We start from the raw sequence: 21,769 nt of genomic DNA on the forward strand, positions 1-21,769 counted from the left end.
ATTATCTAAAAACGGGCGCTGATGCCGGGGCGCTGATTTCTGCTTGGCGTTCTAATTCGATTGGGCCGGTCATGATGACGTGGTCATCTTTCTCGCGCCAATCTATGTGCAGGTCTCCGCCATCGACAAACACTGTGCATGAGCGGTTGAGTAGGCCTTTGCGTACGCCTGCCACAACAGCAGCGCATGCGCCTGTGCCGCAAGCTTTTGTAAGTCCAGCATCGCGTTCCCAGACGCGTAAGCGAATGCAATCTCTTCCAAGCACTTGGGCAAATCCGACATTGGCTTTTTCAGGGAACATCATATGCCCTTCAATGAGGGGGCCAATACCTACCACATCCACGGCATCAAGATCATCGACGAAGAATACACAATGAGGATTGCCCATATTCACTGCGCCGGGCAGTTGGAGATAGGGCGCATCAATCGGTCCGATTTTTACATCTATGCCGCGCGTATCCATGCGTTCGGCCAAGGGGATTTCTTCCCATTTTAAAAGGGGAGAGCCCATGTCGACAGAGATCATAGTGTCGCCATTTCCGTGACGTGTGGCGATGAGTAGTCCAGCTTCGGTTTCGATTTTGATTGTATCGCGATTGCGTTCGCGCATCATGATCCAGCCAACACAGCGAGACACATTTCCGCAAGCGGCCACTTCGCTACCCGTATTATTCCAGATACGCATGAAAATATCACCGCGCATGGAATTTTCTAGGGATACAACTTGATCAGCATTTGCGGATTTAGCGATGCGTCTTACAGCTTCTGCTGAGAGGCGTAATTTCTCTCCGCGTCCGTCTAGAATAGCGAAAGCATTTCCACACCCATTCATTTGGTAATATTTCATCGGACGTACTTTCGATAGAATTGGGGCGACCAGCCTTGAGTATGTAATCCCGTTCTTGAAGAAAATAGAAGGTTTTTAACTCTCGTCAAACTCAAATGGGTTCTTCTAAACTTAAATACCAGTAACAAAAGAGAAAATTTTTGCAGCTGGAATTTTATACTGCTTTGGCGGCCCCGCCACATAATTCAGGCCTACCGCCACAACAATCAGAGATAATATGGTCTATGAGACCAGCCACATTATCTGGATGAATTGCGTAGACTAATTTTGTGCCTTCACGCGTTTTGTTTATCAGGCCACATCTTTCTAATTGTGCAAGATGGGGGGAGAGCGTCGATGGCGATACATTCAGGCTTTTGGAGATGTCACCGGCGCAAATGCCTGTTTGTCCTGCATTCGCAAGGAGGCGGAAAGCTTTATAGCGCACATCATGTGCGAGCGCGGAGAATCTGGCAATTGCAATATCTGACATAATGCAAATGGATAGCTTTTTTTTAGAGGTTTACCAAGATGTATTGTTGAGAAGAAATGTTGCATCTAATTTCTTGCCTTGTAGGGCAATCAGGTTAAGCTAATTTGATGCGCAAAAAGGTGATTTATGAAGAAAATTATATTGAGTGCAGCTATTTTATTAGCCGTAGCGTGCTCGCCACAGGAAAATACAACTGACATGAACGATAAAGACACAGCTAAAGTGATAGCTAGTCATTCTGATTTGGCATTTGATTCAGATCAGCACCTTTTTCTGGAAGAGGTTGAGGGAGAACAAGCGCTTGATTGGGTGAAGGGCGAAAATGAACGCTCGCTTGCACGTTTGAAAGCTGATCCTCGATTTGCTGTTTTAGAGAAAGACGCGCTTGATATTGTGAACGCCAAAGAGCGTATTCCTTACGGGTCTGTACGTGATGGGTTTGTGTATAATTTCTGGCAAGATGAAGCCAATGTGCGCGGGTTGTGGCGTAAAACCACATTGAAGAGCTATAAGTCAGATACGCCTGTCTGGGAGACGGTGCTGGACTTTGATGCTTTGGCCAAAGCAGAAGATAAAAACTGGGTGTTTAAAGGCTCCAATTGCTTCAAACCAAAAGGTGAAGACGACTGGCGTTGTATGGTTTCCTTATCTGATGGCGGTAAGGATGCAGTAGTTCAACGTGAGTTTGATCTTGAAAGCAAAACATTTGTAGAGAGCGGTTTTGCAACGCATGAAGCTAAACAGGGCATTGCTTGGGCGGATGCTGATACATTGCTCATCGCGACAGATTGGGGTGATGTGGATGGCGTGAAGTCGGTGACTGAATCTGGCTATCCTTATATTCTAAAGCGTTGGAAACGCGGTACACCTTTAGAAACCGCTGAAACAATATTAAATAGCTCACCGACCGTTATGGGTGTGTGGCCGATGACGTTTGAGCTGGAAGATGGGCGCGTTATTCAGTCTGCAATGGAAGCAGAATCATTTTTCTCGTTTAATTACTGGCTATTTCCCGAAGATGGATCAGAGGCGGTCAAATGGCCAATCCCGAAAAAATCAACACCCCAAGGCGTATATGCTGGCCAATTTCTTTTAACACTGGAGGCGGATTGGGATGTTGAAGGGCAGGGTAGTTTTAAACAAGGGGATTTAGTCGCCTTTGATGTGAACGCGTTCCTTGAGACTAAAACCTTGCCAAGCGTTTCTCTTGTGATGCGTCCTAAAGAGCGTCAGGCAATAGGCAGCGTATCTTTATCTAAAAACGCCTTGTTGATCTCTTATAACGATAACGTCGCCGGTAAAGTAATGTCTGGTGATTTGGTCGATGGCGATTGGGCGTTCTCTCCTGTCGCGCTCCCTGACAATGGTAATGCTGGAATTGCGTTCGCATCCAAAGATGAGAGCGATGTTTTCCTAAATTATGAGGGCTTTTTAAACCCAGATTCCTTATATGCATTTGATGCAAAATCAGGTGAAGTGACATTGCTAAAAAGCTTACCGCCAAAATTTGACGCGAGCCCATATGTGGTGGAGCAATTTGAATCGACATCGAAAGATGGAACAAAAGTGCCCTATTTTGTGGTGCGGGCAAAAGAGACCGATATGGATGGCTCTACGCCGACCCTGCTTTATGGGTATGGTGGTTTCCAGATATCGCTAAATCCAAGTTATTCAGCATTCACTGGTAAGCTTTGGCTCGATAATGGCGGTGCTTATGTGCTTGCTAATATTCGTGGCGGCGGAGAATTTGGACCGGCATGGCACCAAGCTGGATTGAAGCTAAAGCGCCAAGTTGTCTATGATGACTTCATCTCAGTTGCTGAAGATATTATTGGCAAAGGCCTTACATCACCAGACAAGCTAGGCATTATGGGCGGTTCCAATGGTGGTTTGCTCATGGGCGTCATGTTTACACAGCGTCCTGACTTATTCTCGGCTGTTGTGTGTCAGGTGCCTTTATTGGATATGCTGCGTTATCACACAATGTTGGCGGGTGCGTCTTGGATGGATGAATATGGTGATCCTTCTGTACCAGAAGAGCGCGAATGGTTGGAGAAATTATCGCCTTATCACAATATTGATCCGTCTACGGACTATCCAGAAATCTTCTTTGTAACTTCGACAAAGGATGATCGTGTGCATCCCGCACATGCGCGCAAAATGGCGCACCGTTTACAAGACCTTGAAAAGCCATTTTTGTATTATGAAAACATAGATGGTGGGCATTCTGCGGCTGCGAATTTGAAAGAATCTGCAAACCGTCGTGCACTGGAAATGACATATCTGATGCAAAAGCTCATGGATACGTCGGCGCAGTAAACCTTGAGGGTAAACACTAGAATGTGATTTGATTTTTAGAGCTAGTCCTTTCAGTCTTATGGTTATCGGTCCACTTTGATGCCACCTGATTGAAAGGGCGACGTAATGAAGTCTTTGATTGCTGCCAGTTTTTTATCCTTTGCTATGGTTATGCCTGCTTTGGCTGCACCGCGACTTGGGAGTGAAGCTCCTGATTTTGAAGCTGTTTCTACCAATGGAGAGGCAGTGAAATTAAGTGATATTGACGGTGTTGTCGTGCTTGAATGGACCAATGATGGCTGTCCCTTTGTCAAGAAACACTATGAATCAGGAAACATGCAAGCCACCCAAAAAACACTAACTGAGGGCGGTGCTAAATGGATCACGATCATTTCTTCTGCTCCAGGAAAGCAAGGATATGTGGATGCAGAAGGAGCCAATTCCATAGCAGCGGAGCATGGCGCAATGCCAGATTATACAATCCTTGACCCAACAGGTGACATTGGGAAATTGTATAAAGCGCAAACAACGCCGCACATGTTTGTTATTGAAGATGGTATTCTTGAATATGCCGGCGCAATAGATTCAATCCCATCAGGTAATCCAGCTGACATTGAGCGCGCTGAAAACTATGTATTGTCAGCGTTTGCTGACATTCAGGCAGGCAATGAAGTGCAGACAGCGTCTAGCAAGCCATATGGGTGTAATGTCAAATATTAAGGCCAAATAATGTATTTAGCGACCTCTTGAAATTTATCGTTTTTCGATATATCTTGATTTCAAGAGGAGCTATTTATCATGAAAGCCGAGCTTATTCGCATTGCCAATGGTGCCATTGATATCAAAGTGGTGACCAACAAAACCATGCATATTTTGCAATGGCGTCGTCACATGTTTCGCGATGAGGTTTTGTTGGACGGAAAGCGTCAACAAGTATCACGCGGACTTATGTGGGGACGCGAGACGATATATGGTCTGGTATTTGGCCGCGATGAAGACGGAGAAGGCGGTAGCAAGCTGATTTTTACAATCGACTCCCGTCATGATTGGAATTCACTCGATTTGGATGAATATAGTCGTCCGCGCGGAGTAAGATTAGAAGACGCAGACAATGCGCTTCTTGTGTTTGGAACACTTGATCCCAAGGAAATGGAAAAGCCATCTACTTTTATGGAAGCTTTGAAGAAAAATTTGGGTATGCAATGGTAAAATTTAAAAGGGCGCAGCGTTTATAGCGAGCGCCCTTTTTTATGATTTCTAGTGAATGAGATTATTCACTCTCAGCTTTGATATAAGCAATAACATTGGCCTGATCTTCGGGCTTTTTAAGGCCTATGAATGCCATTTTATTGCCTTTGATGGCTTTGCGTGGGTTTGCTAGATAAGCAGAGAGTGTTGCGTCATCCCACACCATACCTGCCTCACCAGCGGCAATCATTGCTTTGGAATATTTAAAACCTTCACCAGTTCCAGCTGTGCGGCCCATAACCCCGTTTAGCGCAGGACCAACTTTGCTTTTACCTACAACATTGTGACATGAGACGCACTTTTTGAAGACTTTTGCGCCAGCAACTGGATCACCCTCTGCAAATGCCTGCCCTGACACTGTACCAAAAAGTGAAATAGCTGTGATGATGAATGAGGCGGTTTTTAATGTTTTCATGGCGTGGCCTTCCATAGAAATACTGAACATATGCATCTAATATAGTCCGCCTTGCATGTATTGATAATGAATAATGTAGAGATGGTCGTTTCGCCGCAGATATGGCGGATATACCAATGGGACACAGATCAGGAGTGTGGTTTGCGTTTCACGCCGCGTTGAGGCTTTGCATTTGCTGGGTCTTCAGGCCAATCATGCTTGGGATAGCGTCCACGCATATCCTTGCGCATATCTTGATATCCTCCGCTCCAGAAAGCGGTGATATCCTTGGTCATGGCAATTGGGCGCTGGGCAGGCGATAGCAATTCCAAAGTCAGGGGCACTTGCCCATTGGCGATAAATGGGTGTTGAGACAAGCCAAAAAATTCTTGTGCTTTGACACTGACCGTTGGGCCTTTTTCTGTGTCGTAATTGATGGAAACACTGCGCTCAGTTGGGGTGGTCCAATGAGAGGGGGCAAGGCGATCCATATCAGATATAAGTTGCCAATCAAGCAAGGTTTTGATGGCGGCAATGGCTTTACCGTCTGTGATTTTCGAAAAATCTCTTTGGTTTTCAAGGAGTGGGGCTAGCCATTCCTTTGCACGGTTGTGAATGATTTTCGTAAAATCTTCTGGCCAATCTGAGCCAAATTGCGCATTTAGAAAATTAATCCGTGTACTGAATGAGTTGATAGCGTCCTGTGCTGGGAGAAGTTTGATTCCGTCTTTTTCAAAGGCTGCCAACAGCCCTTTTAGCGCTATTTCACCAATTGGTTTTGACAGGGGTGTTTGAGCCAATGTAATGGCCCCGATACGTGTGACACGACGGGCTGTTAGGCGATTTAATTTTGGATCAAAACAGGCAATATCTTCGGTGATTTCATGCCCGATGTCGCGCGCTTCAGCTTCAGAAATTGGGGCTGCGAGGGTGATGCGTAGTGTGGCGGCTCCGCCTGTGATCTCAGCAATAGCTAACCATGCTTCTCTTGCAAGGGGATCTGCCGCGTCCACTTGAGCGGCGCGGCCATTGGCCATAAGGAATTCTCCTACCTTGCCCGGCCGTGCCTTGGCAATTCGGTCGGGAAATCCTTGTGCGATGGTGGCTCCGGCTTCCTCTCTGTTTAAATGAGAATTGGTTTTTAATGAGGGGTTTGCGGTTTTCGCCCATCTGTTAGCCATATCCCGTATGGCGCGCGCACGTCCTGATTTATCATTGGAAAATTGGGCAAGGCGTTCACGCGCATCAATGCTTTTCCCGCCTAAACCACGTTCACTTATTAGGGCAGCAATATGGGCAGCGAGAGGAATAGTATCAAACTTATCCGCGCCCATCACCATTGCGGCTAATCTTGGTGGCAATGGAAGATCAGACAACTTAAGGCCGGATGGGGTCGGTTGTCCTTTTTCATTAATCGCGCCAAGTTTTTGTAATAGCGCAAGACTGGCATTCCAGACCCCTTGGGGCGGTGCATCTAGCCAACGCATGGTTGATGGATCGTGTGTGCCCCATCGGGCTAGATCTAGGACGAGATTGGAGAGGTCTGTATTGGTGATTTCAGGAGAAGGGAAAGCGGGTAGGCCGCGTGTTTCCGCTTCATGCCAAAGGCGATAGCAAACGCCTGGTTCTGTTCTACCTGCACGTCCGCGTCTTTGATCGGCATTGGCACGGGATGCGCGGATCGTTTCAAGGCGAGATGCATTGATGGATGGATCATAACGCGGGACACGCGCAAGACCGGCATCAATAACGATACGCACATTTTCAATGGTGAGTGAGCTTTCGGCAATATCGGTTGCTAGAACAATTTTGCGCTTTCCTTTGGGGGGAGGTGAAATTGCAGCATCTTGTTCTTGTGGCGTGAGACCACCAAAGAGCGGGGTGATGAGGATGTTGTCGTCAATTTGATCTAGGCGTTCGGCTGTGCGTTTGATTTCCATTGCGCCGGGAAGAAAAGCGAGGATAGAACCGGTTTCGTCCTTTAAGGCTGTGCGGATGGCGGAGGCGACTTCATCTTCAAGGCGCGCGTTTTGATTGCGGCCAAGATAATGCGTCGTGACAGGGTGGGCGCGGCCATCAGACTGGATGAGAGGAGCATTTAAAAATGCAGGCAAGCCTTGGGTGTCTAAGGTGGCGGACATGGGTAGGATGCGTAAGTCTTCGCGCAGGGCTTCTTGGGCTTCAAGGGCAAGTGCGAGGCCAAGGTCAGCATCGAGGGAGCGTTCATGGAATTCATCGAATATGACTGCGCTAATGCCTGAAAGCTCAGGGTCATCAAGAATCATACGAGTGAAAATACCCTCTGTGATGACTTCAATGCGAGTGGATTTAGAGGTGCGCACATCTAAGCGGGCGCGTAGACCGATTGTTTCTCCAACACTTTCGCCAAGGGTTTGGGCCATACGGGTTGCAGCGGCGCGGGCAGCAATACGGCGTGGCTCAAGCATGAGAATTTTTCCTGACTGTGCCCAGTCTTCATCCAGCAAAGCAAGCGGAACGCGCGTTGTTTTACCTGCGCCAGGAGGCGCGGCGAGAACAAGGCGCGTGTGGGAGCGCAAACTGGTTTTGATACTGTCAATGACATCATCAATGGGGAGAGAAAAGGAGGTATGACTCATGCCACAGCGATACGCAGGAATGCCGAGCGCTGCAAGATTGATTTAAGAAACTGGCACTTGTCCGACTTTTTCACTTGGAAGGTCGATATAGGAAAGAGGGCCGCCTTTGCCGCATCCCGTGTCTAGGAATATGGCGCGGCGTCCATTCTCTGCGGTGTGCACGAATGGTTGTTCGGCGCGAATATCATGTCCGACAACCGCAGTTACCCCTTCGGGAAGCTGTTCGACCCAATCATAATGGCGAACTGGACGTCCCTCTTCATCGCGTTCTCCGCGAACTTCGCCGTAGAGGGCCATATTTTCAATGCGCCGTCTCAAGCGGCTAAGACTAATGGGTTCGTCAGGGTGTTCAAAATGATATGGGCTTACCGCGCCGTGAGCAAAAACAAATTTGCCCATACGAAGAATGTGCGGCGTGTCAGCGTAGATTCTGACAAAACGTTCTTTTAGCTCATTGCCGTCTGGTGCGTTACTAATGCCTTTGACAGTGGCAGACAACTCTTTGTTCATTCGGATATTATTGCCTTTTAACATCCGATACAATTTGTCATCGTGATTTGAACGCACAAGGTAGGCGCGCCCGGATTCTATCCAATCAAGAGCTAACCTTAACGCACCGGCACTATCGGGACCTCTATCTATGAGGTCGCCTAAAAGCATGATGTGGTCGGCGTCTCCGGCAGCCGCTTCCAATGTCTCTGGATGGCCATGAACGTCACCAATGGCCCGTATATTATTCAACTTAAAGATCATGGTTCATTTTGATGCTGTATCATTATAATTGGCAAGAGGCATAATCTATTCCTTGACCGCATTTTTTGTAGACATATTGTTTAATCTTGATTTTTTTGAGGGGGAGAACCTTCTATATGGGCGGCTGGCTAAAAATAACGTTGTGGAAACGGGTAATGCTCGGACTTGTTCTGGGTATTTTATTGGGCCTTGGCCTTCATTACGGGGTTGGTGAAACAGGAATCAACATAGCAACAGATTGGATTTACCCATTTGGGAAAGCTTTTATCAATCTGATCAAAATGCTGGTTGTGCCATTGATTTTTACAACATTGGTTTCAGGTGTGACGGCGATGGGAGATCCAGCAAAACTGGGGTCTCTTGGAGGGCGTGCGCTTGGACTATATATGGGAACAACACTGATTGCTGTAACCATCGGTTTGAGTATAGGTACGCTTGTTCAACCAGGCGCAGGCTTTGATTTGGGGCTTGTCAGTCAAGATGCGATTGCCGAACAGCAAAGTAAAATTGATAGCTTAGCTGGGGCAACTAAGGGTCTTGGTGAACGTTTGCTTGAGATTATCCCGACCAATCCAGTTGCTGCTTTTACTGAAGGAAATACGCTTCAGATAATATTCTTTGCGATCATTTTTGGAGTTGGTTGTCTGCTTGCCAAAGAAGCAGGAAAACCTATCGCGACAGCAGTTGAGAGTGCTGCTGATGTGATGATGAAAATCACGCATTTTGTAATGGAGTTGGCACCGTTTGGCGTTTTTGCTCTTATGACATGGGTGATGGCTAACCAAGGGCTGCAAGTTTTAACAATTCTAGGGAAGATGGTGTTTGCGCATTATCTTGCTTGTAGTTTGCACATGATCATCACGCATGGTGGTATTGTGAAAGGTATTTTGAAATTACCTTTAATTCGTTTCTTCCGAGGTGTTGTTGACGCTCAAGCCGTTGCTTTTTCCACGTCTTCTTCAAGCGCGACTTTGCCTGTCACGATTACATGTGCGGAACAAAATTTAGGTGTTTCAAAGTCGATCGCATCATCTGTTCTACCGCTTGGAGCGACCATCAATATGGATGGAACAGCCTTGTATCAAGGTTTAATCGCTTTGTTTGCCGCCCAAGCTTTTGGTATCCAACTTGATTTGGTGGATTATGCAATGGTCGCGATGACGGCGACATTAGTGTCTGTTGGAACGGCTGGTATTCCATCTGTTAGCTTATTCCTAGCGACTACGACACTGGCAGTGATTGGGTGTACGCCAGATCAGATTGTGATTGTGTTGGCTGTTTTATTCCCGTTTGATCGTCTGCTGGATATGATGCGCACGGTCACAAATGTGACTGGTGATGTTGCTGTCGCGGCGACAGTTGCGAAGTGGGAAGGGGAATTGGACGAAGACACGTTTAAACGCGTTTCTACAGTCTAGTTTTACGCTTATATCTACAAAACAGTGCGGCTCTCTATTCATTTAGAGGGCCTTTTTTTGTTGGTGCTGTATCAGGCGATAATTATATCGTTAGGAATAGAAATTTATTAGATTCACGATGTTGTGAAATGTCATAAATTTTCCCTATATAAAGAAGGCAAAGCTTTTGCGGTTTAGGGTTGACTATACTTAGAATAATTCTAAATAAAAAGAGCATGAAATGATAGCTGGCTTCAATACTGAAGTTTAGCTTAGCAATATGGAGATTTGCACATGATTGGACGTCAGGTTCCTAAAGTTACTTTCCACACACGTGTACGTGACGAAAGCATTGGTGGTGACAACCCATTCCGTTGGGAAGACAAAACATCAGATGATTACTTTGCTGGTAAAAAAGTTGTGCTTTTCTCTTTGCCGGGTGCTTTCACACCAACATGTTCAACATACCAATTGCCAGACTTTGAAAAACTTTTCCCAGAGTTCCAAGCTAAAGGCGTTGATGCAATTTACTGTATGTCTGTGAACGACACATTCGTAATGAACGCATGGGCAAAAGGCCAAGGCCTTAACAACGTATCTGTGATCCCTGATGGTTCAGGTGAGTTCACACGTAAAATGGGTATGTTGGTCAACAAAGACAATCTTGGTTTTGGTGCGCGTTCATGGCGTTACGCTGCTATTGTTGACGATGGAAAAATCACAAAATGGTTCGAAGAGCCAGGCTTTGAAGACAATTGCGGTGAAGACCCTTATGGCGAATCTTCACCACAAAACGTTTTGAAAAACCTCTAAGTTTTTCTAATCCAAACTAAAAAAGAAGGCGACGGATATGACATCCGTCGCCTTTTTAGTGTGGGTTCTGTCTCGTGGGTGATGAATTGTACGAGGAACCCTGATGGAACTGATTTTGATATGGAAAAATTAGGCTGCTTTTTTGAAGCCGTGTGTTTGAATTGTTGGAGCTAGCGCACTTTTCTTGGTTTTTATCTTTTTATTGTCTTGGCGTACATCTAGGCCTTGGGGTGTGTAAGGCGTGAGAAGGCTGTTTAAGCGTTTAAATTCAGAGATATAATATAACTCCATTGTAAAACGCAGTTCAGTATCACGCAGGAAAAAGCTAGACGTATTTTTACACTTTTTGATACGCATGGAATCGATAGACGGTGAATACCAACTTGCCAATTCATCAGTCGTTCCGTTGACGCTGATCAGGCGCTTATTCGTCAACGCATATGCCATATTGAAGCGGCGCTTGCGGTTATTCCAAGCAAATACGGCACCAATGGCGCGTATAGCTGCTAAACTTGCCAAGACACCAAATACAGCATTCATCTGTGGGGGGTGTATGAATAAGGTTGCGACGACGCCAGCTAATATCGCAATGAAGAAAGCGACATTCTTCCAGTAGAAGGTATTGATTTTGGTATGGATGATTTTTCTATCAGGAAACCCTGACCAAATGATTGTTTCGTCATCTGCTAAATCGGATTCAACTTTCCCGATCGCGGCATACATTGCCTTCTTACACATTATGCTACTCACTCTACAAAATGGTTCTACTATTAACCAAGTATTAAGACAGCAAACGCGCAAAATCTAAGAAGGTCAAGGGGCTGTTGGATCTATAATCTCGAGAAGTCTCATATTGTGAAAAATATTAACGAGAAGATCTTGGCGATAAGGCGTGTTTACTTTTTGTTAACTAGATATTGGGTTCAATTTCAGCAAAATTTATTAGAAACGCGATGTTGATTGCTGTGTTTCAACAATCATTTTGTTGAGGTTTCGGACTCCAAACTTCTTGGACCAAGCTAGGCTTCCTGCAGCTTCAGATGAAAGTCGCATTTCAGGCCATTTAGAAAATAGTCGCTGAAGCGCAATTTCTGCAATAATGTGAGCTAGCTGGGCACCTCCACAAAAGTGAGCACCGGCACCGAAACTGATTTGTCGGTTTTGATCACGTGTAATATCAAATTCAAGCGGATTTTTATTAGATGCAGGGTCCATGTTAGAGGCGGCGAGAAAGCCAAATGCGATATCGCCGCGCTTAAAAGTGTGGCCATGAAAGTCAAAAGTGTCTTTTGCATAGCGCGGGGCGGTGGTTTGAGTAGGTGATGCAAACCGCAATATCTCTTCAACGACATCAGGCACACGTGTCCAGTCTTGTTTTAAAAGTTCAAGCTGCGCAGGGTGATCAAGTAAGGTGAGGCACCCAAGGCTGATTAAGCTGGATGTTGTGGCATGGCCGGCTAATATCAAAAAGAATGCTATATCTACGATATTGGCATTTTGATCAGCAGAAGCTGCTGGTTTGTTTTCCAGCAATTTGGCACCAAGGCTTTCAGGAGGAAGCAAAGATGGGGTGCTGAAAAATTCTTTAAGATAGTCGTAGAGATGTTTTCGTGCAGATTGAGCGTGTCTGTTTCCTAAGATACCAGACGGAAAAGAAATTTGTATTGCCCATTTTAATATGTTTGGCGCGACATCTTTGGGAATCCCCAAAAGTTCGATCATCACCATAGCGGGCAATGGCATTGCAAATTGCAAGACGAGGTCGCGCTGGTTCGCAGCTAGTCTTTTTACCGGAGTGTGAGTTTCCAGCAATTGATCAGCGAGCAAAGCGATGTTTGGGCGTAGAGATTTTAAGCCGCTCTTACGCAGCGCTTGGTCAAGGTGTTGGCGGATGTCTCTATGGTCTTTGCCATCTTTTAAAAAAAGACTGCCATTTCCTGGATTAAATTCAGGGATAATGCCAGCTGAAGCAAAAATGGCATCTTTTCCTACAGTTTTGGAATCTGTCGTAAAGCGATGCGGGCTTTTCAAAAGATCAATGAGGGCATCATTACCCGAGATAAGAACAGCTTTGCCAATTTTAGGTATTTTTACCGGTAAGATTGGTCCTTTTTGAGATAATTCAAATAAAACCTGCTGGGGTGATCGTAGATAGTCTTTGTCGGTAAAGTCGATGACAGACATTCAGAATTTTCCATGCTGGTATGTGAGTATAGGTAGAAGCTATATCCATATTTGCCTGCAAGTGGAAACAGTGGAAAATCTTCTAATTTCACTATTTCAGGCATCAGACAAATTACCGTGATTTTGAGCGCCAATCTCTATACAGAATGACAAAATTGTTCAAAACTTCAACTAAAATATATAAAGATTGGGCGGTTATAAAAATGAACTTCATCCAGAGGCTTAAAAGCGACTTTACATATGTAACTGGTTTAATGGCCATCCTGAAATATACTGAAGATATTACACCATTCAGTGAAAATTTATTGCCCGATGATTGGGAAAAATCGGTGGATGCACATTCTCAAAACGTTGCGGTTATATTTGACGGACAAGAGACAACCTATGGTGAGTTGGATCTACGTGCTAACAAGTTTGCAAACTGGGCAATTAAGCAAGGTATTCAACAGGGGGATTGTGTTGCCTTGCTGATGGGAAACCGGCCAGATTATTTGGCGTTTTGGTTGGGGATAACAAAAATTGGAGCCTGTTGCGCACTGATCAACAACCAACTTGCATCACAGCCGCTCGCACATTGCTTGAATATTGTTGAAGCTAAAATTTTGGTCATGGGTGATGCCCGCTGGGAGCAATATGTCTCGGCACAATCATATTTAGATGTTGATGTCCCAGCATGGGTTTTAGGTGACATTGAAGGCGGACACGGTAATCTGGAAACAGAGCTTAGCAATATATCCTCCGAACGGCCCGATAAAGCACTTCGAGCCGGTATGCAGGCCAAAGAAATTGCTTTGTATATTTATACTTCTGGAACAACTGGATTACCTAAAGCGGCGCGTATGACGCATGCGCGATGCCAAACAATGCTGCGTTCAATGGTTGTATCCTGTAAGTCTATTCCAAGCGATCGCGTTTTAATTGCGCTGCCATTATATCACGCAACAGGAGGACTTGTGGCGGCAGGGTGTGCTTTAATGGCAGGGGCCGCGATCGTGCTAGAGAGGAAGTTTTCTGCCAATAAATTCTGGAAAATAGCAATTGAAACAAGTGCAACCAATTTTGTTTATATTGGCGAAATGGGGCGGTACCTCATGAATTGTGAAATTACGCCTGACGAAAGACACCACAAAATCACGAGATGTTTTGGAAACGGTTTGCGTGCGGATGTTTGGTCAGAACTTGTTGAGAGAACAGGTATTCGGCGCGTATATGAATTTTACGGTGCCACTGAAGGCAATGTTAATCTGCTAAATGTCGACAATAAAATTGGAGCCATTGGTCGTGTGCCTGACATATTACGCAAAAAGCTACCAACGCGCGTTATCAAAGTTGATAATCAAACTGAAGAAGTCATTCGCAATCAACAAGGGTTTTGTAGTGAAACTGAAGCAAACGAAGTTGGCGAAGCTATTGGGAAGATAGATCCGTCGGCCAATAGGCAGCGGTTTGAAGGATATAGAGACAAATCCAAGAATGAATCCAAAATCGTCAATAATGTTTTTGAAGAAGGAGATTCCTATTTTCGAACTGGCGATTTGATGCGGCGTGATAAAGATGGCTATCTGTATTTTGTAGACCGTCTAGGTGACACATATCGCTGGAAGGCTGAAAATGTTTCTACAAATGAAGTGAGTGAAGTGCTTTCTTCATTTGAAGGTGTCGAGCTTGCGAATGTTTATGGTGTAGAAGTGAAAGGTCATGAAGGGCGTGCCGGTATGGCAGCAATTCAGCTTGCAAACGAAATAGATCTGGCGGCCCTATGGGCGTATGTCCGTTCTGAATTGCCAGAATATGCACGACCTGTTTTCATCCGTATTTTAGAAACAGAAAATACGACAGGTACATTTAAATTTAAGAAGGTGGATCTTGTAAAAGAGGGGTTTGATCCAAACACCATAAAGTTTCCAATATTCGTGTCTTCGGCTGAAGACAAATCTTATGTGAAACTGACCGCCGATATTTTTGAAGCAATTCAAAAGGGTGAGAGACGTCTCTAGAAACACGAGATAAAGCGCGCTTCTATAATAGGTAAGGCGCGCTTTGTCGAAAAAGCAAGAAAATAGGACTTAGCTCGCCATTGCTGCATCGATTTCCGGTTGATAATCACCCATTAGGCGGTTCAACAGAAATTTGTATGTCATCATGTTTTTACGGATTTCAGTGCGTTCATCGTGAGACATTTGGGCGTCATTGTCGTCTCGCGTCAAATCGTTCCAAATCTTTTCGGCTAAGCTTGCAAGGGGGGGGAGGTCTGTCCAAGCTGCATGGGCATGAATGTTCGTGAACAAATCTGAAGCCTGATTGTAAGAAAGTTCATCGCTCCCGTGAAGCTTCCTCATAAAAGAGACAATTTCGCCCTCGACTTCTAGCAAAGACGAGATTTCTTGATCACGGCTGATTGCTGTTGTTGGCATTTAGTATTCCCCTAGTTTTTCGCCTTATTCTCTTATTTGGAGAAAAATGTAGTCGAAAATAGTTAAAAAGCGGTTCTTTTTGTTATTCATTTTGAGAATGTCTATGTTAATTCGTTTTAGAACGCGAAATTTCTGTACTTATACAAGTATTAAGCTCAATTGTATTTGAATTTACTGTTGTTTTTAGGTTTATACATGTTCATTGAACTGACTTCCCCAAAAAGGGGAATTCAGTTTTGGTAACGAATTTGAAATTCACCGGCGATAACCATGATATTGCGATATAGGTTAAGTTTAAGGTGTCGATCATGGGTTTTGATGCAACGGGTGGAAAACTTTATAAAGGAAATCAGGACGGTCCTATCTGGTATGGGATAGTGGGCTTTGTTGTTCTTGTTTGTTTTGTTGGTGTTATTCTAGGCCCAAAATTGTTTGGATCAAAAAAAGCTGACATTGACAAAACCATTCCTGAATTGGTCGCTGGACAATCTTTGCCAGATGCTGCGGGATTGATAAATGCATATGGTTTTCAGGACGAATTGACCAAGTCTGTGCTCGTGAAAATGCAGCAGATAGATCAGACTGAGCATGCGAAACTTTTGACCGATATGGCAAGGCAAGCTCAGGCCGGACGGTCGAAAAATGACTTATCGATGATGATCTTGCAGAAAAGCAAACACTTGGCAAAAAAGCACAAGACATCCATGTTTTTGTCTGAAGTGGCTTATTTTGATCAGGCACTATTATTGATTTCTGAGCTTTCTTTGGATCAACAGGCAATGGGCGGTAAATCATGCGATCTTTCTAGCTTGTATAGGATCTCGCAAAATAAAGATCTCGCGCCCAAATATATGTATTATGATAGTAAATATTATCAGTATGCCATGCGGACTGTGTTATTGATGTTGGGTGCGATTGAAGGCGGGATTGTTGCGCCTCAAAATTATGGAGAATTGACGACAGAAGATACGCAAATTCTGTCTCCTCTGATCGTCCAAATGGCCGCAAACCCTGAAAGCTTGCAGTTTTTCAATTTACTTTCGACACCTGAACCTGCCCAAAGCGCTGAATTAAATGAAGAAGTGCAGACACCAGAAAACAAATTTGATGGCATTAATGGTTGTGAACAGGTGGATATTTTGGTCGCGTCATTTCAAACTCTACCGGATGACACGAGAGCGCGATTCTGGGCTGCTGGTTTGACTGAACCGGTATCCTAATCCTAGTATTTTTGAACGTTTGATGAAGTTCTGTCTTATTTCAGCCGATGTTATGATGTCAGATATGTTTGGCATATGTGCTGCCTTAAATTTAAAGAAATAGACAATGCCTCAGAAAAAATTGGATGAAAGTTTGAATTCATTTCTCGCATCTTGGGAAAGTTTTACGAAAAATCGAGAGTTGAAACCTAATCGAAATGCGTTCGATTGGCGACAACAATTCACCAAGGTGCGCAACAATTTCATCCACGTCATGCAGACGATTGAGCCAGATCTTCCACAAATGCAATCTGTTGAAGATCTGCATATAGAGTGTGGTGATGGACCTATTCCGGGGCGAGTTTATACACCCTACAGCGCCAAACATCCGGTAGGACCTGCACTTGTTTTTTTTCATGGCGGCGGATTTGTTATGGGGGATTTGGAGTCTTATGATTCTATTTGTCGAAGACTTGCCGACTCGTCTGGTTGTCGGATTTTATCTGTGGAATATAGATTAGCACCAGAACACAAATTCCCAGCCCAAGTAAATGATGCTGTTACAGCTTTTAAATGGGCAGTGGAGAATGCTGAAAAGTGGGGTGCGGACCCATCAAAAATTGCAGCGGGCGGAGATAGCGCTGGTGGCAATCTCACCATGGTTGTGACGCGTGCAGCCCAGAATGGAGAATGTCCTGCGCCTGTTTTCCAGCTATTGATTTATCCATTGGCGCAATTTGTAGATCTAAAAGAAAAGGGTGTGTCGCTACAAGAGGGAAGTTTTTTCTCTCCAGCGGCATTTGAATTTTGCCGGTCTGCTTATCTTGAAAAGGATCAAAATCCGCTTGATTTGCGTATTTCACCTTTGTTTTACTCAAATTTTCAAAAGTTGCCACCTGCGCATGTGATAACCGCAGGTTGGGATCCATTGAGGGATGAAGGTAGGATTTATGCCGATAAACTCGTCGCGGCAGGTGTGAAGGTTACGCACAAGGATTATCAATCCCACCCTCATGGTTTCTTCAATTCCACAGCAGTGTCAAAAAGTGCTCGGGATGCAATAGCGGCGGCTGGAAAAGTGTTGAAATCTGCGATCAACTCATAGATCTAATTTAATTAAACTAAGGCGTTTATTGAAAAAAGGGCGGCCCCATTTGAAGCCGCCCTTTATTATTTGAATTCGCTTTGAAATCTATCCTTTAATAGATAGTTCCAGTCCTACCAAACGTCCTTTGTTCAGAGGTGAGAATGTTGCTGGGCCAAGAGTTCCAGCTACGAATGGAATTTGTGTGTCTCCACCTGCTTGAACTTCATCAAGCATGTTCTTTCCATACAATGAGATGGAAATTCCATCTTTAGGTGTGTTCCATGTGATGTCGAAATTGACCATATCGGCCGCGTTGAAATAACCGGCATTACTGTCGGTGTAGGCATTTTCATCGCGGTGCATGAAGTTTGCTGATGTGACCAATGAACCAGCATTTCCTAAGCTTTGATCCCATACAAAACCAAGTCCGTATGTAAGTTCAGGTGTACGTGGTAGCTCCAAATCATAATCACTGTCTTGTACAACGGCTGTTGCAAGATCAGTCACAGAAACTGCTGAGATTGGGAAGCGGATATCAGTGTATTTCGCATCAATATAACCAACATTACCTGTAATCAGGAAGTTATCGGTAACAGCAAAACGTCCTTCAAGTTCCAATCCTTTCATCTCAGCGTCAGCTGTATTGTAGATGAATTGAGACACACCTGTTGGGCTTGAAACATTGATTTCGCGCTGCATGTCTTCTGCTTGGTTGAAGAAAACAGCAGAGTTTAACAGGACACGTCCATCGTTTGATTCATATTTGTAACCAACTTCAAATGAATCAAGAGTTTCTTTGTCGAAATAATAGTTACCGTTATTGATAGTTTGGTTAAGTTGAAGGAATACCGCTGGATCAGTAAGCCTGAAGTTATACCCACCAGAACGGAAACCGCGATTGTATGAGGCGTAAAGCAGTGAGTTGTCAGTTGCTTTATATTCCATAGCAACTTTTGGTGTAACAACATTCCATTCTTTTTTGTCACTATAGTCTACAGGACATGTTTTTTCGATAACTGAACAGTTTGATATTCCTCTAGATAGAGCAGGAATAATGTAAGTTACATCAACATCTTTTTCTTCTTGTGTGTAACGTAGACCTGCTTGAACTGAGAATTTATCAGTAAATTGGTATTCTGCTTGCGCAAAAACACCCAATGTATGGTGGTCTTGCAATCCGCCACCTGGGAAAGGCAATGGAATGTTAGCTGGTAGAAGTGGCGTTACAAGTTGAGAGGCAATCCAACGAGTTTCAGCTAGATCAATGGATTGATCCATATAGAATATGCCGGTTGTAACTGTAAGGTCGTTGAATGACCCATTGTAACGTAGTTCGTTTGAGAGCTGTTCTTGGTCTAGGACGGCAGGACCATCAAATAGCGCTAACGGCAAGGAATCAATATCAGAACTGGAAGATGCTTCATATTTGCGATAGCCGGTTATGTTTGTGATTGTTCCGTCACCAAAGCCAACATCCCAGTCCATACGCAACGTTCCAAATGTTGATGCTGCGTCGTAAAAGCCTCTGTTGTCTATTGCAAAATCAAAGCTGTTACGGTCGTATAGGGATCTGTTTTGAGATGCAGGACCATCGCCTGTGTATTCTGCATATTCTGCTTTTGCCAATACTGTGAAAGTGTTCGTTGGCATATATTCCAAAGCACCACGAATAATTTTCGCGTCGCCTTCACCATGATTTTCATTGTTGGCTAGGTTTTTGAAATAGCCTTCATCATAATTATAATAGGCCGCAATCTTACCGTTCAGCTTACCTTCTATTAGAGGTCCAGATACTGCACCTTGAACGTAGCTGCTAGGTCCACCACGTCCATCGTCAATTGGTGTTTCACTTGCAAATTTGAAATTGTACTGAAGTGTATCAGTTGGGTTACCTGTGTTTACTGCAACAACACCACCAATAGTATTACGTCCTTGGAGTATACCTTGAGGACCGCGCAGGATCTCAAGACTGTCAAGGTCAAACATATCGAAGACGACACCGGCTGGTACACCTAAAGGGACACCGTCAACTACGACACCGATTGTTGGGTCAATGGAGACAATAGATGAGTTTGTACCTGACCCCCGCATTGAGAAGTTCGCAGAACCTTTCGTTGTACCAACATCAGAAAGCGATACGTTTGGGGCATTGTAGGATAAATCTTCAAAATCGCGCACTTTGAGCGTTTCAAGAGAGCCCGCATTAAACGCAGTTACTGACGTTGCGATATCTTGAACATTTTCAGGATCTTTTTGTTTTGTAGCAGTCACGGTTACTGTTTCCAACATACGTTGGACTGCAGTTTGACGACCGTTTTCTTCTTGAGTTGTATCTTCTTGTGCAAATGCTATCGGTGAACTCATTGTAACTAGAGTCGCCAAGCAAGTCGCACCGCGCAACACGGTTTTCACTTTGGACATAATTTTCCTCCCAATAGGTGCATACTTTTTTGCATGCTATATTATTCCCGAGCCAAGTCGTTAAATTCAGGGAAAAGCGTTTCGACCAAAACGTAGTTTAACGCTGCAATTCTAGGTCCCAAATTTAAGTCAAATGGTACGGATGTTAAAAATGTCACATAACTCTGCGGAAGAAACAAGATACCAGCCTGCACAAACCATCAATGAAGTGAAAAATTTGATATCAATTGCAACTCAGTGTGCTAATTTTCCAACAGTTACGTTACGGTATAGCAACTTAGAGTTGCTAAAAAAAATTGGATTTACCGACTTTTCTGAGTCGTCGTTACAAAAATATTTCGCTGATTTCGATGCTCTTCCAGAAAATTTGCCCGAACCGCTGGCTCTTGCATATCATGGACACCAGTTTGGCCAATACAATCCTCAAATCGGAGATGGGCGAGGGTTCTTGTTTGCTCAATTCAAGGACGATAAGGGAAGATTGTTGGACTTGGGAACAAAAGGTTCTGGGCAAACACCATTTTCTAGAACGGGTGATGGGCGTCTAACGTTGAAAGGTGGCGTACGTGAAGTTCTGGCGACAGAAATGCTGGAGGCGCATGGTGTAAATACATCAAAAAGCCTCACTCTTTTTGAAACGCATGAACAACTTTATCGAGGCGATGAGCCTAGTCCTGCACGCTCTGGTGTATTGGTTCGAATGTCTCACAGTCATATTAGGTTTGGAACGTTTCAAAGGCTTGCATATTTAGAGGATGAGAAAGGCATTGCCGATCTGATTGCCTATTGCGTCAGGCATTACTATCCAGATGTGCAAAGAGGGGAGTTTAAAGACACAGTCATTGCATTTTTTCGAGCAGTAATGACTGCAACAGCGGACATGATTGCCTCATGGATGGCTGCAGGGTTTGTGCATGGTGTTATGAACACTGACAATATGGTTATTACCGGTGAAAGCTTTGATTATGGACCATATCGGTTTTTGCCAGTCTCAGATCCGAATTTTGTGGCGGCTTATTTTGATGATGCTGGGCGATATAGATTTGGGCGACAGCCAGAAGTGGGAATTTGGAACCTGACTCAGTTGGCGGGTTGTTTGTTATCACATAGTGACTCGTCATCTCTCGAGGTCGTATTAAATGAGTATGCAGATGTGTATCGCGCTTCCTTGCGGAGCCATGTTTTTAGGCGGTTAGGTATCCACCAAACGTCTCCAGAAGAGGATGGACATTTTATTCAAACCTATTTGAACTGGATGACACAAAGTGGTGCGGCTTTTGAACAAACTTTTTTCGATTGGTATGGGGGAGCCGCCAGTGCGACTAGATCAAAATTAAGTCCACAGGCGAATTTGTATGAAGGGACTGAGTTTTCTGAAGTCAAACAAATGCTAATGGCATATGAACCTTTAGATGAGACGAGTTTGCAATCATCTTATTTTCAATCTGTTCATCCCGTTACTGTGCTAATTCAAGACATTGAAAATATATGGATGAAGGTGGTTGAAGAGGATGATTGGAGTGGATTTCATCAAGCCATTGATAGAATAAGAAATTATTCAAAATGCACGGCATAAATTTATGAAACCGGAATCACTGATTAGGTGAATGAGTGAAGTAAATTT

Annotated in this window: 18 protein-coding genes; 9 read left to right on the top strand and 9 right to left on the bottom strand. The window is 44.4% G+C overall.

Annotated features, from left to right (window positions below; genetic code table 11):
* Window position 1: 1 nt before the first annotated feature.
* Window positions 2–847, bottom strand: a complete 846-nt coding sequence (gene dapF / locus AC5EF3_RS10650; protein WP_493548038.1) for a diaminopimelate epimerase — start codon at window positions 845–847, stop codon at window positions 2–4.
* A 154-nt stretch (window positions 848–1,001) separates the two neighbouring features.
* The gene (locus AC5EF3_RS10655; protein ID WP_493548039.1) at window positions 1,002–1,319 is read right to left on the bottom strand and encodes an ArsR/SmtB family transcription factor; all 318 of its coding nucleotides are present in this window, start codon (window positions 1,317–1,319) and stop codon (window positions 1,002–1,004) included.
* 126 nt (window positions 1,320–1,445) lie between these two features.
* On the opposite strand from AC5EF3_RS10655, the gene AC5EF3_RS10660 reads away from it, so the two are divergent.
* The 3 genes from AC5EF3_RS10660 (at window position 1,446) to AC5EF3_RS10670 (ending at window position 4,826) form a co-directional block, all read left to right on the top strand.
* A complete protein-coding gene (locus AC5EF3_RS10660; RefSeq protein WP_493548040.1) occupies window positions 1,446–3,638 on the top strand; it encodes a prolyl oligopeptidase family serine peptidase in 2,193 nt (730 codons plus the stop codon).
* A gap of 105 nt (window positions 3,639–3,743) precedes the next feature.
* Window positions 3,744–4,337: a redoxin domain-containing protein gene (locus tag AC5EF3_RS10665; protein WP_493548041.1), complete on the top strand. Its 594-nt coding sequence runs from the start codon at window positions 3,744–3,746 to the stop codon at window positions 4,335–4,337.
* A gap of 78 nt (window positions 4,338–4,415) precedes the next feature.
* Entirely contained in the window at window positions 4,416–4,826 is a 411-nt protein-coding gene (locus tag AC5EF3_RS10670; protein ID WP_493548042.1) for a hypothetical protein, read from the top strand.
* A 61-nt stretch (window positions 4,827–4,887) separates the two neighbouring features.
* Here the strand turns inward: AC5EF3_RS10670 and AC5EF3_RS10675 are convergent, their stop codons facing one another.
* The 3 genes from AC5EF3_RS10675 to AC5EF3_RS10685 all read right to left on the bottom strand — a co-directional run bounded on the left by AC5EF3_RS10675 (window position 4,888) and on the right by AC5EF3_RS10685 (window position 8,618).
* On the bottom strand, window positions 4,888–5,280 hold the full coding sequence (locus AC5EF3_RS10675; RefSeq protein ID WP_493548043.1) for a c-type cytochrome: 393 nt from the start codon (window positions 5,278–5,280) through the stop codon (window positions 4,888–4,890).
* 128 nt (window positions 5,281–5,408) lie between these two features.
* Window positions 5,409–7,877 carry an ATP-dependent helicase HrpB gene (gene hrpB / locus AC5EF3_RS10680; RefSeq protein WP_493548044.1) on the bottom strand — a complete coding sequence of 823 codons (2,469 nt, stop codon included), beginning with the start codon at window positions 7,875–7,877 and terminating at the stop codon, window positions 5,409–5,411.
* A gap of 42 nt (window positions 7,878–7,919) precedes the next feature.
* On the bottom strand, window positions 7,920–8,618 hold the full coding sequence (locus AC5EF3_RS10685) for a metallophosphoesterase (protein WP_493548045.1): 699 nt from the start codon (window positions 8,616–8,618) through the stop codon (window positions 7,920–7,922).
* A gap of 128 nt (window positions 8,619–8,746) precedes the next feature.
* Between AC5EF3_RS10685 and AC5EF3_RS10690 the strand changes: the two genes are divergently transcribed.
* Window positions 8,747–10,048: a dicarboxylate/amino acid:cation symporter gene (locus tag AC5EF3_RS10690; protein WP_493548046.1), complete on the top strand. Its 1,302-nt coding sequence runs from the start codon at window positions 8,747–8,749 to the stop codon at window positions 10,046–10,048.
* A gap of 273 nt (window positions 10,049–10,321) precedes the next feature.
* The gene (locus tag AC5EF3_RS10695; RefSeq protein WP_493548047.1) at window positions 10,322–10,840 is read left to right on the top strand and encodes a peroxiredoxin; all 519 of its coding nucleotides are present in this window, start codon (window positions 10,322–10,324) and stop codon (window positions 10,838–10,840) included.
* A gap of 129 nt (window positions 10,841–10,969) precedes the next feature.
* Here AC5EF3_RS10695 and AC5EF3_RS10700 read toward each other — a convergent pair whose 3' ends face one another.
* Together AC5EF3_RS10700 and AC5EF3_RS10705 are read right to left on the bottom strand one after the other, a co-directional pair.
* Entirely contained in the window at window positions 10,970–11,578 is a 609-nt protein-coding gene (locus AC5EF3_RS10700) for a hypothetical protein (RefSeq protein WP_493548048.1), read from the bottom strand.
* A gap of 204 nt (window positions 11,579–11,782) precedes the next feature.
* On the bottom strand, window positions 11,783–13,024 hold the full coding sequence (locus AC5EF3_RS10705) for a cytochrome P450 (RefSeq protein ID WP_493548049.1): 1,242 nt from the start codon (window positions 13,022–13,024) through the stop codon (window positions 11,783–11,785).
* A 203-nt stretch (window positions 13,025–13,227) separates the two neighbouring features.
* On the opposite strand from AC5EF3_RS10705, the gene AC5EF3_RS10710 reads away from it, so the two are divergent.
* Complete coding sequence (locus AC5EF3_RS10710) at window positions 13,228–15,021, top strand: long-chain-acyl-CoA synthetase (protein WP_493548050.1); 1,794 nt, start codon at window positions 13,228–13,230, stop codon at window positions 15,019–15,021.
* Window positions 15,022–15,090: 69 nt separating this feature from the next.
* Here AC5EF3_RS10710 and AC5EF3_RS10715 read toward each other — a convergent pair whose 3' ends face one another.
* Entirely contained in the window at window positions 15,091–15,438 is a 348-nt protein-coding gene (locus AC5EF3_RS10715; protein ID WP_012777981.1) for a hypothetical protein, read from the bottom strand.
* Window positions 15,439–15,746: 308 nt separating this feature from the next.
* Between AC5EF3_RS10715 and AC5EF3_RS10720 the strand changes: the two genes are divergently transcribed.
* Window positions 15,747–16,658 carry a hypothetical protein gene (locus AC5EF3_RS10720; protein ID WP_493548051.1) on the top strand — a complete coding sequence of 304 codons (912 nt, stop codon included), beginning with the start codon at window positions 15,747–15,749 and terminating at the stop codon, window positions 16,656–16,658.
* A gap of 106 nt (window positions 16,659–16,764) precedes the next feature.
* Window positions 16,765–17,742 (top strand): alpha/beta hydrolase, encoded by a 978-nt coding sequence (locus tag AC5EF3_RS10725; RefSeq protein WP_493548052.1) that lies wholly within the window; start codon window positions 16,765–16,767, stop codon window positions 17,740–17,742.
* An 87-nt stretch (window positions 17,743–17,829) separates the two neighbouring features.
* Here AC5EF3_RS10725 and AC5EF3_RS10730 read toward each other — a convergent pair whose 3' ends face one another.
* Window positions 17,830–20,145: a TonB-dependent receptor gene (locus AC5EF3_RS10730; RefSeq protein WP_493548053.1), complete on the bottom strand. Its 2,316-nt coding sequence runs from the start codon at window positions 20,143–20,145 to the stop codon at window positions 17,830–17,832.
* Between the two features lie 142 nt (window positions 20,146–20,287).
* On the opposite strand from AC5EF3_RS10730, the gene AC5EF3_RS10735 reads away from it, so the two are divergent.
* Entirely contained in the window at window positions 20,288–21,721 is a 1,434-nt protein-coding gene (locus tag AC5EF3_RS10735; protein WP_493548054.1) for a protein adenylyltransferase SelO family protein, read from the top strand.
* Window positions 21,722–21,769: the final 48 nt, after the last annotated feature.

It is taken from the genome of Hirschia sp. (genome assembly GCF_058892565.1).